This window comes from Mesorhizobium sp. GW821-FHT07A06 (genome assembly GCF_059419085.1).
In genome coordinates, this window is sequence record NZ_JBWKRC010000017.1 from 80,441 (window position 1) to 94,176 (window position 13,736).

Here is a 13,736-nt window from a genome sequence, read left to right on the forward strand (position 1 = left end):
GCCAACTCTGAGCCCGCCTGCCAAGAGGTTCCCGGGTTGGGCCATGGTTTTGGCCCGACCTGTCTCCTTGCCTTTCCAGGAAATGGCATATGAGATATGATACACCATTCACGAGAAAGCGGAATATCATGCCTGAGCGAATTGCCGACGAAGCCATTTTGCGTGCGGTCGACGACGGCTTCGCACGACAAGTCGCATTCCTGGCGGACCTCGTGCGCTTTCCCTCTCAACGCGGCGAGGAACACGCGGCGCAATCCTTCATGGCGGCGGCCTATGAGGCCGATGGTTATGCAGTCGATATGTGGCGTGTCGATGTCGATGCGATTCGCGACCTGCCGGGGTTTTCTCCCGTTGCGGTGTCCTACGATGACGCCTTCAATGTCGTTGCCACCCACACGCCGAGAAACGCCACCGGCCGCTCGCTGATCCTCAACGGCCATATCGACGTGGTACCCACGGGGCCGCTCGACCGTTGGGTGCGCGATCCCTACGATCCGGCCATCGAGGATGGCTGGATGCATGGTCGCGGCGCCGGCGACATGAAGGCAGGCCTGTCGGCTTGTCTCTACGCGCTGGCCGCCTTGCGCGGCCTCGGCTATCAGCCGGCCGCCAACGTGTTCCTGCAGTCGGTGGTCGAGGAAGAGTGCACCGGCAATGGCGCGCTTGCCTGCCTGCAGCGCGGCTACCGCGCCGATGCCGCCTTCATTCCCGAACCGCTGGAACCGCGATTGATGCGCGCGCAGGTCGGACCGATCTGGTTCAGGGTCGAGGTCGACGGCGATCCGCAGCATGCCTCGGGGGCTTTCTCGGCCGGCGCCAATGCCATCGAAAAGGCCTTCGTCATCATCCAGGCACTGAAGCAGCTCGAAATCGTCTGGAATGCGCGCAAGGTCGATGATCCGCATTTCTGCAATCACCCGCATCCAATCCGCTTCAATCTCGGCAAGATCGAAGGTGGCGAATGGACATCGAGCGTTCCGGCGCGTTGTGTCTTCGAGATGCGGGTCGCGACCTATCCCGGGCAGAAGCTCGAAGATGCCAGGGCCGAGCTCGAAGCCTGCATCGCCGATGCGGCCCGTGCCGATCCATTCCTGGCCAATCGCCCGCCCAAGATGACCTATAACGGCTTCATGGCCGAGGGCTATGTACTGGAGGGCGCCGACGAGATGGAAGCCGTGCTGCGCCGCAGCCATGTCGCCGTGTGGGGCGAGCCGCTGACGGAACACGTCACCTCGGCGACGACGGATGCACGCTTCTTCGGCCTCTATGCCGATACGCCGGCGATCGTCTATGGCCCGATCTGCCGCATGCCGCATGGTTACGACGAGGCCGTCGATCTCGATTCGGTGCGCAAGGTCACCCAGACCATTGCACTGTTCATCGCCGACTGGTGTGGCCTCGAGCCCATCGATCCGGAGGTGAGCGCATGAATGCAGCCGTGCCCGACGGTTTCGGTGAAACGCTCGCCGAGGACGCGCCTGACGTTTCGATCGCCGACGCGCTAGCAATCTTGCGCCGGCACTACGGCCTCACCGGCAGCGCGCGCCCGCTGCCGGGCGAACGCGACCACAATTTCCACGTCCAAACGGAAGGCGATGGCGAGTTCGTCCTGAAGGTTTCCCACCCGGCAGAGGAGGCTGGCTTCACGGACTTCCAGAACAGGGCGCTCGACCACATCCTTGCCGTCGACCCGACCTTGCCGGTTCCTTCGGTGCGCAAGAGCCTGGAGGGCGAAGCGCAGTTCACGGTCGGCGTCGGCGGATCGGCGCCCCGCATCATCCGGCTGGTCACCTATCTGCCCGGCCAGTTGCTGTCGCGCTCGCCGACGTCGGCGGCGCAGGATCGCAATCTCGGCATCTTCCTCGCCCGCCTTGGCCGGGCACTGCGCGGCTTCTTCCATCCGGCCGCCGGCAGCGACCTGCTCTGGGACATCAGAAAGGTCGCCAAGACAAGGCCGATGATGGCGCATATCGCCGATGCCGGCCATCGGGCCATGGTCGAGCGTGTGATGGATGCCTTCGAGGCGCATGCGGCGCCGGTCATCCCGAGCCTGCGCGCCCAGATCGTCCACAACGACATGAATTCCTACAATGTGGTGATGGACGCTTCGCGGCCGGAGGTGGTGACCGGCATCCTCGATTTCGGCGACATGATCCATTCGCCGCTGATCTGTGACCTTGCCATCGGCGCCGTCTACCGCTGGCCGGCGCAGGGACATCCGCTCGCGCCCGCCGCGCGCTTCGTTGCCGGCTACCAGTCGGTGCAGCCGCTCGAGGCCGAAGAAATCGGCATCCTTTTCGACCTGATCCGTGCCCGCCTTGCGCTCATCGCCAACATCGCCAGCTGGCAGGCCGAACGGTTCCCGGCCAAGCGCGACTATGTGCTGCGCCTCATCACCGAGGTCTGGGCCTCGCTCGAACGGCTCGACGGGCTGTCGTCCGCGGATGCCCGCCGCTTTTTTCTAGATCATTCCAATCCGGAGTAGATGCTCGTGTCCCAGTCCTCGCCATATCCTGCAAATGCCGTACCGACGGCATCCGAGCAAGCCCTGCTCGAGCGCCGCGCCAGGTTGCTTGGGCCGACCTACCGCGCCTTCTACCGCAACCCGATCCATCTGGTGCGCGGCAGCGGGGTCTGGCTTTACGATGCGCAGGGGCGCAAATTCCTCGACGCCTACAACAATGTCGCCTCGGTCGGGCACTGCCATCCGCGCGTCGTCGAGGCGCTGTCGGGCCAGGCCGCCACGCTCAACACGCACACGCGCTATCTCAGCGAGATCATCCTCGACTACGCGGAAAAACTGCTCGGCACCGTTCCGGCCCATCTTGGCCACGCCATGTTCACCTGCACCGGAAGCGAGGCCAATGATCTCGCCATCCGCATCGCCCAGCATTCCACTGGCAACAGCGGCGTCATCATCACCGACTTCGCCTATCACGGCGCGACGATCGCCACCGCGCAGCTGTCGCCTGCGGCGGTCGGGGCGAAGGGCGTGCCCGCGCACCACCGGACCGTGGCCGCGCCGGACACGTTCCGCGACCATGGCCGCGTCGCGCATGATTTCGCCAGGAATGTCGCCGCCGCCATCGAGGACATGCGCGCGCAGAATATCCGTCCGGCGGCGCTGCTGCTCGACTCGGCCTTTTCCAGCGACGGCATTTTCTTCCCCGATGCGGCGGTCATGCGCGAGGCGGCGGATCACGTCAGGAAAGCCGGCGGCATCGTCATTGCCGACGAGGTCCAGTCCGGCTTCGGCCGGCTTGGCCAGGGCATGTGGGGTTTTGTCAATTATGGCCTCGAACCCGACATCGTCACCATGGGCAAACCGATCGGCGACGGCCATCCGATGGGCGCGGTGCTCGTGCGGCCGCGGCTTGTTTCATCCTTCGGCTCCAACACCGGCTACTTCAACACCTTCGGGGGCAATCCCGTCGCGGCCGCTGTCGGCATTGCCGTGCTCGAGGTGATCGAGGGCGAGGGTCTGATCGAGAATGCGCGCAATGTCGGTGCCTATACCGGCGACCTGCTGCGCGCGCTGCAGGGCCGGCACGGCATGGTTGGCGATGTCAGGCACAACGGCCTCTATTTCGGCGTCGAACTGACCGCCGACGGCGACGAGGCGCTGGCCGCCAGCAAGACATCGGCGGTCGTCGAAGCCATGCGCGAGGATGGCGTGCTGATCTCGTCCTGCGGTCCGCGCGGCAATGTGCTGAAGATCAGGCCGCCGCTGCCGTTCGCCAGGGACAATGCCGAGCAACTGGCCGAGACGCTCGATCGCGCTTTGTCGAATTGGTGATCGGAACGCGGCGCGCATGCTGAAGCTCGAACATCAAACCCTCAACGACCGCGCCTATGGCGCGCTCAAGCAGGAATTGATTTCGGGCGGCTTCAGCCCAGGCCAGACGCTGGTCATCCGCAAGCTCGCCGAGACCTTCGGCATTTCGACGACGCCGATCCGAGAGGCGCTGCAAAGGCTGGTCGCCGAGCGACTGCTCGAGATGCAGAACAACCGTTCGGTCATCGTGCCCTTGCTATCCGTGCCTGCCTTCGAGGAGCTGACGCGCATCCGCATCGCCGTCGAGGGGCTGGCGGGCGAGATGGCGGGGTCGCGGATCGCCGAAAGCGGGCTGGCCGACATACAGGCCACGCTCGCCGGCATGCAGGGCGCCATCGAGGCTGGTGACGCCAGGGCCTATCTCGCGCTGAACGAGGCGTTTCACTTCGCCATCTACCAGCATGCCGGTGCGCCAATCCTGTTGAACATGATCCGCGATCTCTGGGGCAGGGTCGGGCCGTATCTCAAGCTGCTGATGCAGGCCGATCGCTATATTCCGCAATCGAACGACGCGCATCGCAGGATTGTCGCCGCATTGGAGCAGCGCAATGGCCCTGACGTTCGAGCATTCCTCGAAGAGGACATCGCCGTGGCGGCCGCGATTCTCGCCGAAAATCTTCGCACGACCGATCGATCGTCCGCAGACCGGACATGATCGCCTTATCGGGTTTCGTCCAACCGGTCGCGCAACATGCTCCAGCCAAGCAGCATGTTGGGCGCGTGCCGCAGCAAAGCGTGGAACGGGATCGGTGCCGGCAGCCCAAAGGGCAGCGGCAGATCACGCGCCTCGGTCCCGGCGGCCCAGTCGGCCAGCACCTTGCCCATCGCCGTCGTCATGGCAATGCCACGTCCGTTGCAGGCGCGACCGGCGATCAGCCCTGGTCCAAGATCCAGAAGGTGCGGCAGGAAATCCGGTTCGACCGCTGCCATACCCGACCAGCCATAGGCAAGCGGCGGCAGGTCCGGCAAATCGAGATGTCGGGCGAGCCGCCGCCAGATCGCTCGTGGCACGCGCGTATCGGCGCCGGCGTTCAGAATATGCATGCCGCCGCTGATCAACCGGTTCTCGGCATCGAAGCGGAAGGTGAAGAGATTGCGCCTGGTGTCGCCGACGCCTTGCCCGCCGGAGAGCAGCCGTGTGCGCACCTCGCGCGGCAGGGGCATGGTCGCGATCTGGAAGACCTTCAGCGGAATATAGGTCCGTTGCAGCAACGGATTGAGCGACCCGCCATAGGCGTTGGTAGCGACCAGCACCTTGCCGGCACGCACCGAGCCCGATGGCGTTTTCAGCGACCAGCCATCGGCCACACGGTCGATCGACGCAACGCGCGTCCGTTCGAAGATCCTCGCGCCAGCCTTCTCCGCCGCATCGGCGAGCCCGCACGCATAGGCAACCGGATTGAGCACGCCGCCCGAACGATCCATCCAGCCGCCGACATAGCCGCGCGCGCCCGTCAGCGCCCCGACGTCCCGCCGATCCAGGGTAACGGCTGGCCGGCCGCGCCGTGCCCATTGCCCGGCGCGCGATTTGACCTTCTCGAAAGCTGCCGCTGAATGCGCCGGCTGGATCCAGCCGTTCTGCACGGCGTCGCAGTCGATGCCGTGCCGCCGGATCAGGTCGAAGACAAGGTCGGCGCTGCCGGCGGCAAAGTCGATCAGGCGTTCACCGCGCTCGAGGCCGAGATGTGCAAGGATGTTGTCCGGGTCCATCTTGGCGAAGTTCGGCACGATGAAGCCGGCATTCCGGCCTGTCGCCCCCCAGGCGATGATTTCGGCTTCCAGGACCGCGACGGAAAGCCCTTTCCCCGCGGCATGCAGTGCTGTCGAGAGGCCGGAAAAACCGCCGCCGACAATGGCAAGGTCCACATCGATCTCGCCCTGTATTGGCGACCGCTGGCGGCGGTCGCGGCTGACAGCGTGCCAGAGCGAAACGCCCCGTGCCTCGTGCCGGGTCACGGCATTCATGAGCCGGAACTGCCCTTGGTCGCGGCCGCCTTTGCTCGCTTGTCCAGCCGTGGCCGCCGTGGCCTGTCGCCAAACAGTCCGTTCGGCCGGATCAGCAGGATGACGCAGAGCATGACGCCGATGGCGACGATCTGCAGCGAGGCCGCGCGCGCCTGCTGCTCGGGCGCAAACAGCACGCTGGTCAGCGTACCCGATCCGGCCCATATCCCCCACACCAGGACGCTGCCGATCACGGCGCCGAGATTGCTGCCCGAGCCGCCGACGATCAGCATCACCCACACCTGGAAGGTCAGGATCGGCAGATAGTTGTCCGGCGCGATGAAGCCGGTGAAATGCGCCTGCAACGCGCCTGCGAGCGCCATGATTGCGCCACCGACGGCAAAGGCCTGGACCCGGTAGAAGCGCGCGCTCTTGCCCAGCGAGATCGCCGCTCGCTCGTCCTCGCGCAGCGCCTTCAGCACGCGTCCCCACGGGCTGCGCGACAGATGCTCCAGTGAGAGATAGGCGATCAGCGTCACGACGCAGATAACGGCAAGGTTCGACAGGTTGAACAGCAGCGGCGTCTCGGCAAGGCCGCCGAAGGGACGAGGGATGAAGCCGATGCCGAACGGCCCGCCGGTGAGCTTCTGCGCATTGAGCGCGACCAGTTGCACAACGACGGCGACGCCGAATGTGGTGATCGCCAGATAGTCGGACCTGAGCCGCAATGTCGCCATGCCGGTGAGCGCAGCGGCGATACCGCCGACGACCATGGCGCCCAGCCAGCCGACAAGGATCGGCAGGCCGAAACCGCCAAGCCGTGCCGCATCATCCGGTGTGGTCAGCAAGGCCGAGGTGTAGGCGCCGATGGCGACGAAGCCGGCAAGGCCGACATTGAATAGCCCGGTCAGCCCCCACTGCAGATTGAGCCCCAGTGTGACCAGGGAAAAGATCAGCGCGGTGGTCAGGAAGAAGGCGCCGTAACCGATGAGATCGATCATCTTTCCCGAACTCCGAAAAGGCCGATCGGCCGCACGAACAGCACCGCCATCAGGATGATGAAGGAGACGGCGGCGCGCCATTCGGCGCCGATCAATTGCACCGCCCCGGCTTCGGCGAGCCCGATGATCAGGCCGCCGAGCACGGCGCCCGGGATGCTGCCGATGCCGCCGAGGATGGCCGCGGCGAACATCGGCAGCAGCATGTCGAAGCCCATGAACGGGCGGATCTGCACCAGGATGCCGATCATCACGCCGGCGACGCAGGCCAGCGCCCCGCCAATGACCCAGGTGACGCGCACCACGCTGGCGACGTCGATGCCGACGATGCGGGCCAATGCCGGGTTCTGACTCAATGCCTGCATGGAGCGGCCGGTCTGCGTGCGCGTCATCAACAGATGCACGCCGAGCACGAGTATGGCGGTCAGCAGCAAGAGCGCGATCTGGTCGGGGGTGATGCGGATGCCGAAGCCGACCGGCATGGCGATCTGGATCGCCCGGCTGAAATAAGTCGGCCGCGAGGTGAAGGTGAATTCGAGCAGGCTTCTGAGCGCCATCGAGGCGCCGAAGCTCGCCATCACAACGATGATGGCTTGTCCTTGCGAGCGCAGCCGCGAAAACAAGACCTTGTCGAGCAGCAGCGCCAGCAAGGCGGTGAAGGCCATGCCGACGACCAGCGCAACCAGGAGCGGCCAGCCGAAGGACAGCGGCGCGATGGGTGCTACCTTGCCGAAGGTCGCACCAATGGCGCTGACAACGGCCAGCGTCGCGTATGTGCCCCAGGCCATGAAGTCGCCATGGGCGAAATTCGAGAAGCGCAGGATCGAATAGGTCAGCGTCACGCCGATGGCGCCAAGGCCGATCATCGAACCGGTCAGCAGTCCGTCGACGACAAATTGCAGGCTCATGCCGCGCCTCCCTTGCCGACGTGAGAGGGGCGCTGGCCGAGATAGAGTTCGGCGACCACAGGATCGTTCCACAGTTCGGAGGCAACACCCTCGTGCCGGTCCTTGCCCTCGACCAGCACATAGGCGCGGTCGCCTATCGCAAGCGCCGCCTTGGCGTTCTGTTCGACAAGAAGGATGGTGACGCCGGACTTGCGGATGCCGGCCAGCATCTCGAACACCATCGACACGAATTTTGGCGACAGGCCGGCCGACGGCTCGTCCAGCACCAGCACCTTGGGATGGACGATCAGCGCCCGGGCGACTGCCAGCATCTGGCGCTGTCCGCCCGACAGATTGCCGGCGGCGGTGCGGCGCTGCCGGACGAGGTCGGGGAAGGCGGCGTACATCTCGTCGATGCGGCCGGGGATTTCGCGCCGTTCGAGGACGCCGCAGGCAACCCTGAGATTGTCCTCGACCGACATCAGCGGGAAGATGTTCTCGGTCTGCGGCACGAAGGCCAGGCCAAGCCTCACCATGGTGTGGGCGGGCGCGGCGGTGATGTCCTTGCCGTCCAGGAACACCGTGCCGCCTGTGATCGGGACAAGGCCGGCGATCGCCTTGATGAAGCTCGATTTGCCGGCGCCGTTGGGGCCGAGAACGACGACGATCTCGCCCTTGCGGACAGTGATCGAGGCGCCGCGCACGATCGGCACGCCGGGTTCGTAACCGGCCTCGAGATCACGGACATCGAGGACGGTCTCGCTCATGCGGTGCCCCCGAGATAGGCCTCGATGACACGCGGGTCGCGGGCGACTTCTTCCGCCGTGCCTTCGCTGAGCAACTGGCCGCTCGCCATGACCAGCACGCGGTGGCAAAGCCGCGTCACCATGTCGATGTTGTGTTCGATCAGCAGGAAGGTGATGCCGCGCGCGTTGATGTCGCGGATGCGGTCGATGATGACCTCCAGCAGCGTCGCGTTGACGCCGGCGGCGGGTTCGTCGAGCAGGATGATCGCCGGATCGGCCATCATGACGCGGGCGAGTTCCAGCAGCTTGCGCTGGCCGCCGGACAGCACACGCGCCGGCTCATGCGCGAGATGGGTGAGGGTGACGAGCTCCAACAGGTCCAGCGCCTTCGCCCTGGCCGCTTTTTCCTCCGCCGCCACCCGCCACGGCGTGACGAAGTTGGCGAGCAGCCTTTCGCCGGCCTGGCCCTGCGCGGCCAGCATGATGTTTTCGATCAGCGTCAGATTGGGCAGCGGGCGCGGGATCTGGAAGGTGCGGCCAAGGCCACGGCCGATGCGCAGATGCGCGGCTTCGCCGGAGACGCGCACGCCATTGATAAGGATGTCGCCGCTGGAAGGCAGGATACTGCCGGCAAGCAGGTCGAACATCGTTGTCTTGCCGGCGCCGTTCGGCCCGATCAGGCCAAGGATCTCTCCTGCTTTGACGTCGAACGAGACATCGTTGACGGCGACAAGGCCGCCGAACCGTCTGACAACCCTGCTTGCTGTCAGAACCGACGCACGGGCCTTCTGCCCCTGGCGCTCCGCTGCCTCGCTCATCAACCCTCTGGCCGGAGACGGTCGTTGCCGTCCCCTGGTTTTTGATTTGTGATCACACTTGCGTTGATCACGCTATTCGGCTTTAATTTCGTCCGCAAGCCGAAAACCGGCCAGGAACGGGGTTCCATGCAAAAGGCTGCCATCGAAAAGAACAACGAGGCGATCGCTGCCCAGCTTGCTCCGGTCGGCCGCGAAACCGTGCAGGACCGTGTCTATTCGGAATTGCGCCGCGCCCTGATCGGCGGCCTGTTCGAACCGAGCCAGGTGCTGACCATCCGTGGGCTTGCCGATGCGCTGGTCACGTCGACCATGCCGGTGCGCGAGGCGCTTGGCCGGCTGATCACGGAGAAGGCGCTTGAAGCGCTGCCCAACCGTTCGGTGCGTGTGCCGCCGATCACGCTGGAACGGCTCGACGATCTGCTTCGGGCCCGCATCCTGATCGAGGGTGAGGCGATCGCGCTGGCCGCCGCCCGCATGGGTTCGCGCCAGATCGCCACCATCGAGACCATTCTCGGCGAATGGGACGAGATGCGGGCGCTGAAACACAAAAAGGATGTCGATCGCGAAGTGACGCTTAACCAGAGCTTTCATTTCGAGATCTATCGCTGCTGCGGTTCGGCGGTGCTGATCCCGATGATCGAGAGCCTGTGGCTGCAATCGGGGCCATGCATCCGCGTGGCCATCTATGCGTTCTCGGAGGCCGGCGAGGTCGACACCGCCCATTACCACCGCCGCATCGTCACGGCGCTGGCAACGCAGGATGCACAGGCAGCGCGAGAGTCGCTGGTCGCCGACATCAGCCGGCCTTTCACCTTCCTGCGCAGCAAATTGCAAGCCGCCGCCGCGAAGGATCAGACATGACCGCTATCAGAATCACCGAGCCACGCTCGAAGCTTGCGGTTACGGCGCTGTTGCTGCCCGAAAAGGCGCCTGAAAACGCCGCCTTCCTCAAGGCATATCTCGACACGCCGCGTGTCGTTCCGGGCATCCACGCCATGTGGACGGGACCGGAAATTTCCTGCCCGGTTCCCGCCGCCGATATCGAGGGGCAAGCCTATGCCAGGCCATTGCCGGCTGAGAACGCGACGTTGACGCCGCAGCCCGGCGATATCGTGCTGTCCTATGTGCCGCCGCGCATGTGGGGCGGCAATCCCAATGCGATCTTCGACATCGGTCTGTTCTACGGGCAGGGCGCGCGCCTGCTGTTCCCGATCGGCTGGCTGGCCGGCAGCGTGGTGGCGCAGGTGCGAGCCGATCAGCGCGACCAGTTCGCCGTTGCCTGCGGGGTGATCCGCCGCAACGGCGCCTGCGACATCACCTTCAGCCTGGTGGAGGCCTGACATGGCCGACGACGGTTTCGAACTCTTCGACCTTCGCGTCGAGGCGGTCATCCCCGAGGGCAAGCCGATCTATTGCGGCGCCAAGGCCGGAGACTATTTCGAACTCAAGGGCGAGATGCTGTCGATGCCGGCGGGGCAGGGTTTCTCGATCTACTCGCTTGCCGCCGTGCTTCCGCTGCTGGCGGCAAAGCAACGGCCAACCCATCCAAATGACTGGATGACATCGGACGCCGAGATCGCGTGTCCCGATCCCAATTGCGCCAGCCGGCTGCGGATCGTCAGGACCGGCAAACGGCGGTTCAGCCATGCCGAGACCACGGCCGTACCGCTGCCGAAGGAGAATGAGCAGACATGACCGCCAAGACCTTCGAACTCGGCCCAGGCTACACGATCTCCCGCGTCATTCGCGGCGGCTGGCAACTGGCTGGTGGGCACGGGGCCATCGACCGCGGCCAGGCTGTGACCGACCTGATCGCCACCTTCGACGCCGGCATCTGGACCTATGACTGCGCCGACATCTACACCGGCGTCGAGGAACTGATCGGCGCCGCCCGCTTGCGGCTGGCCAGCGAACGCGGCCTCGATGTCGCGGCCAGGATGAAGGTACACACCAAGCTGGTGCCCGACCTCGAAAGGCTGACCGGCATCAGCCGGGATTACATCAGGGGCATCGTCGACCAGTCGCTGCGGCGGCTGAAGACCGAGCGTCTGGATCTCGTGCAGTTCCACTGGTGGGACTATGACCAGCCTCGTTATGTCGATGCGATGGGCTGGCTCGACGAGCTTCGCCGGGAGGGCAAGGTGCGCAATCTCGGCACCACCAATTTCGACACGCCACGGCTCGCCGAAATTCTCGCCGCCGGCATTCCGCTGGTCAGCCAGCAACTGCAATATTCCGTGCTTGACCAGCGACCTGCACACAGCCTCGCCGCGCTTGCGAAGATAAACGGCGTCAGCTTCCTTTGCTACGGCTCGGTGGCGGGTGGCTTTCTCAGTGACAAGTGGCTCGGCGCGGCTGAACCCGCCACGCCGCTCGAAAACCGCTCGCTGGTCAAATACAAGCTGATCATCGATGACTTCGGCGGCTGGGACCTGTTCCAGCAACTGCTCCAGGCGTTGAAGGCCGTCGGCGATCGCCACGGTGTCGACATCGCCACCGTCGCCAGCGCCTGGGTGCTGGAGCAGCCGCAAGTCGCCGCCGTCATCGTCGGCGCCCGCAACCAGGCGCATGCTTTGGCCAACGCGGGCATCATGGAGGTCACGCTCGATGCCGATGACCGGGCCAGGATCGCGGCCGTGATCGCGCAAAGCCGAGGTCCCCTGGGCGACGTCTACACGCTGGAGCGCGACCGCCACGGCCGCCACGGCTCGATCATGCACTACAATCTCAATGCAGGCCGCACATGAGCGCCACCAACGCGACGCTGTTTTCGCAGGCCAGCGCCGAGGTCACCGGCCTGCATCGCTTCTTCGTCGACTGGTTTGTCGCCGCGCGCGCGGACACCGTGGATTTCATGCGCTTCGAGCGTGCCATGGGCGACGGCTTCAGCATGGTCGCGCCGGACGGCAAAGTGCTCGATCGCGCTGCTGTCGTCGATCATGTCCGCTCCAGCCGCGCCACGTGCGATGACGGCTTCGCCATTTCGATCGAGGACATCCGGCCCGGTTGGCAGGATGCGAACACGATTGTCGTCTTGTACGTCGAGGCGCAATTGCGTGGCGGCAAGCACAGCCGCCGCCAGTCGAGCGCCGTCTTCACCACCAGTTCATCGGCGCCCAACGGCGTCGAATGGCGGCACCTGCATGAAACCTGGCTGCAGGTGCCGGAACGCTGAACACGCTCCAGAGATCAAATTATTGCCTGACAACCCAAGGGGAACAACAATGAGAAAGACGATACTCCAACTCACCACCGCGCTCGCTCTCGTCACGTTGGCGGGCGCCGCGCAGGCCGCCGATTGCAAGATCACCGTCGGCCTCGTCATGGAACTGACCGGCCCGGCCGGCGAATATGGCCAGGCCGGTGCCAAGTCGGTCGAAATGGCCTTCCGCGACATCAATGAAGCCGGCGGTGTCCGCGGCTGCGACCTCGCGACCGATACGCGTGACAGCCAGAGCCAGGGCAATATCGCGGTCGACGCCGCAACCCAGCTGGTTCAAGTCAAGAAAGTGCCGGTCATCATCGGCGGCATCATCTCCTCGGTGTCGATCCCGATCCTGACCTCGGTCACCGCACCGGCCAAGATCGTCCAGGTTTCGCCGGCATCCTCTTCGCCGACGCTGACCGCGCTCGGCCGCGACGGCAAGACCAACGGCATCTTCTTCCGCACCATCACCTCGGATGCGCTGCAGGGTGTCGCCGCCGCGAAATACGCCATCGACAAGGGTTTCAAGAAGCTGTCGATCATCCATGTCAACAACGACTTCGGCGTCAACATGGTGGCTGAGTTCTCGCGCGCCTACAAAGCGCTCGGCGGCACCATCGTCTCCGACACGCCCTACAACGAGAAACAGTCCAGCTATGCCTCGGAAGTGACGGCTGCGATGGCGGGCGAGCCGGACGGGCTCTATCTCGTCAGCACGCCGGTCGACGGCGCGACCGTCGCCCGCACCTGGATTTCGCAGGGCGGCGTGCAGAAATTCCTGCTCAATGACGGCATGAACAGCCCTGATTTCATCGAGTCGGTCGGCGCCGACTATCTGAAGGACGCCTATGGCACGTCATCGGGAACCAGCCCGACCGCATCGACCGAGTATTTCACCAAGAACTACAAGGCATTCTCCGGCATCGAGCCGTCCAACCCGGCGGCCGACCGTTCCTATGATGCCGGCGCCATCGTCGGGCTGGCCATCGCCATCGCCGGTTCCGAGGATCCGGCCAAGATCAAGGACGCGATGTACAAGGCCGTCGACCCGGCCGGCACGCCGATCTTTGCCGGCAAGGAGGAGTTCGCCAAGGCACTTGGCCTGATCAAGGACGGCAAGCCGATCCGCTACGAAGGCGTCATCGGCCCGGTTGCCTTCGACAAGTATGGCGACATCACCGGCCCGTTCCGGCTGTGGAAGATCGTCGACGGCAAGGTGACGACCGATGGCGAAATGACCACCGACGACGTCAACGCGCTGCAGGCCAAGCTTCAGTAAGCTGAAACGGCGCTTCCGGCATCG

Annotated in this window: 15 protein-coding genes; 10 read left to right on the forward strand and 5 right to left on the reverse strand. The window is 64.9% G+C overall.

Going from position 1 to position 13,736, the window contains the following annotated elements; genetic code table 11:
* Positions 1-128 precede the first annotated feature (128 nt).
* From AC07SZ_RS33045 to AC07SZ_RS33060, 4 genes are read left to right on the forward strand one after another with little or no spacing between them, the layout of a single operon-like run.
* A complete protein-coding gene (locus AC07SZ_RS33045) occupies positions 129-1,430 on the forward strand; it encodes an ArgE/DapE family deacylase (protein ID WP_056564646.1) in 1,302 nt (433 codons plus the stop codon).
* Complete coding sequence (locus tag AC07SZ_RS33050; protein ID WP_494917591.1) at positions 1,427-2,485, forward strand: phosphotransferase; 1,059 nt, start codon at positions 1,427-1,429, stop codon at positions 2,483-2,485. The genes AC07SZ_RS33045 and AC07SZ_RS33050 overlap by 4 nt, the downstream gene beginning before the upstream one ends.
* A complete protein-coding gene (locus AC07SZ_RS33055) occupies positions 2,486-3,796 on the forward strand; it encodes an aspartate aminotransferase family protein (RefSeq protein WP_494917592.1) in 1,311 nt (436 codons plus the stop codon).
* 16 nt (positions 3,797-3,812) lie between these two features.
* On the forward strand, positions 3,813-4,490 hold the full coding sequence (locus AC07SZ_RS33060) for a GntR family transcriptional regulator (RefSeq protein WP_056564639.1): 678 nt from the start codon (positions 3,813-3,815) through the stop codon (positions 4,488-4,490).
* A 5-nt stretch (positions 4,491-4,495) separates the two neighbouring features.
* Here AC07SZ_RS33060 and AC07SZ_RS33065 read toward each other — a convergent pair whose 3' ends face one another.
* The 5 genes from AC07SZ_RS33065 to AC07SZ_RS33085 are packed head-to-tail and all read right to left on the reverse strand — an operon-like array spanning position 4,496 to position 9,228.
* A complete protein-coding gene (locus tag AC07SZ_RS33065; RefSeq protein WP_494917593.1) occupies positions 4,496-5,800 on the reverse strand; it encodes an NAD(P)/FAD-dependent oxidoreductase in 1,305 nt (434 codons plus the stop codon).
* Positions 5,797-6,780 (reverse strand): branched-chain amino acid ABC transporter permease, encoded by a 984-nt coding sequence (locus AC07SZ_RS33070; RefSeq protein WP_056564633.1) that lies wholly within the window; start codon positions 6,778-6,780, stop codon positions 5,797-5,799. The genes AC07SZ_RS33065 and AC07SZ_RS33070 overlap by 4 nt, the downstream gene beginning before the upstream one ends.
* Entirely contained in the window at positions 6,777-7,685 is a 909-nt protein-coding gene (locus tag AC07SZ_RS33075) for a branched-chain amino acid ABC transporter permease (RefSeq protein ID WP_494917594.1), read from the reverse strand. Before AC07SZ_RS33075 ends, AC07SZ_RS33070 begins: the two co-directional genes overlap by 4 nt.
* Entirely contained in the window at positions 7,682-8,431 is a 750-nt protein-coding gene (locus AC07SZ_RS33080) for a branched-chain amino acid ABC transporter ATP-binding protein (RefSeq protein ID WP_056564628.1), read from the reverse strand. Before AC07SZ_RS33080 ends, AC07SZ_RS33075 begins: the two co-directional genes overlap by 4 nt.
* Positions 8,428-9,228, reverse strand: a complete 801-nt coding sequence (locus tag AC07SZ_RS33085) for an ABC transporter ATP-binding protein (RefSeq protein WP_494917595.1) — start codon at positions 9,226-9,228, stop codon at positions 8,428-8,430. The genes AC07SZ_RS33080 and AC07SZ_RS33085 overlap by 4 nt, the downstream gene beginning before the upstream one ends.
* A 126-nt stretch (positions 9,229-9,354) precedes the next feature.
* Between AC07SZ_RS33085 and AC07SZ_RS33090 the strand changes: the two genes are divergently transcribed.
* Genes AC07SZ_RS33090 through AC07SZ_RS33115 form a run of 6 tightly spaced genes read left to right on the forward strand, consistent with a single transcriptional unit; the run spans position 9,355 to position 13,712 of the window.
* Positions 9,355-10,089: a GntR family transcriptional regulator gene (locus AC07SZ_RS33090; RefSeq protein ID WP_081294765.1), complete on the forward strand. Its 735-nt coding sequence runs from the start codon at positions 9,355-9,357 to the stop codon at positions 10,087-10,089.
* Positions 10,086-10,568 (forward strand): DUF3830 family protein, encoded by a 483-nt coding sequence (locus tag AC07SZ_RS33095; RefSeq protein ID WP_056564620.1) that lies wholly within the window; start codon positions 10,086-10,088, stop codon positions 10,566-10,568. The genes AC07SZ_RS33090 and AC07SZ_RS33095 overlap by 4 nt, the downstream gene beginning before the upstream one ends.
* Position 10,569: 1 nt before the next feature.
* A complete protein-coding gene (locus tag AC07SZ_RS33100; RefSeq protein WP_056564617.1) occupies positions 10,570-10,923 on the forward strand; it encodes a TIGR04076 family protein in 354 nt (117 codons plus the stop codon).
* Positions 10,920-11,975 (forward strand): aldo/keto reductase, encoded by a 1,056-nt coding sequence (locus AC07SZ_RS33105; protein WP_494917596.1) that lies wholly within the window; start codon positions 10,920-10,922, stop codon positions 11,973-11,975. The genes AC07SZ_RS33100 and AC07SZ_RS33105 overlap by 4 nt, the downstream gene beginning before the upstream one ends.
* Positions 11,972-12,403 carry a hypothetical protein gene (locus AC07SZ_RS33110; protein WP_494917597.1) on the forward strand — a complete coding sequence of 144 codons (432 nt, stop codon included), beginning with the start codon at positions 11,972-11,974 and terminating at the stop codon, positions 12,401-12,403. The genes AC07SZ_RS33105 and AC07SZ_RS33110 overlap by 4 nt, the downstream gene beginning before the upstream one ends.
* A 49-nt stretch (positions 12,404-12,452) precedes the next feature.
* Complete coding sequence (locus AC07SZ_RS33115; protein WP_056564608.1) at positions 12,453-13,712, forward strand: ABC transporter substrate-binding protein; 1,260 nt, start codon at positions 12,453-12,455, stop codon at positions 13,710-13,712.
* The last annotated feature ends 24 nt before the right edge of the window (positions 13,713-13,736 follow it).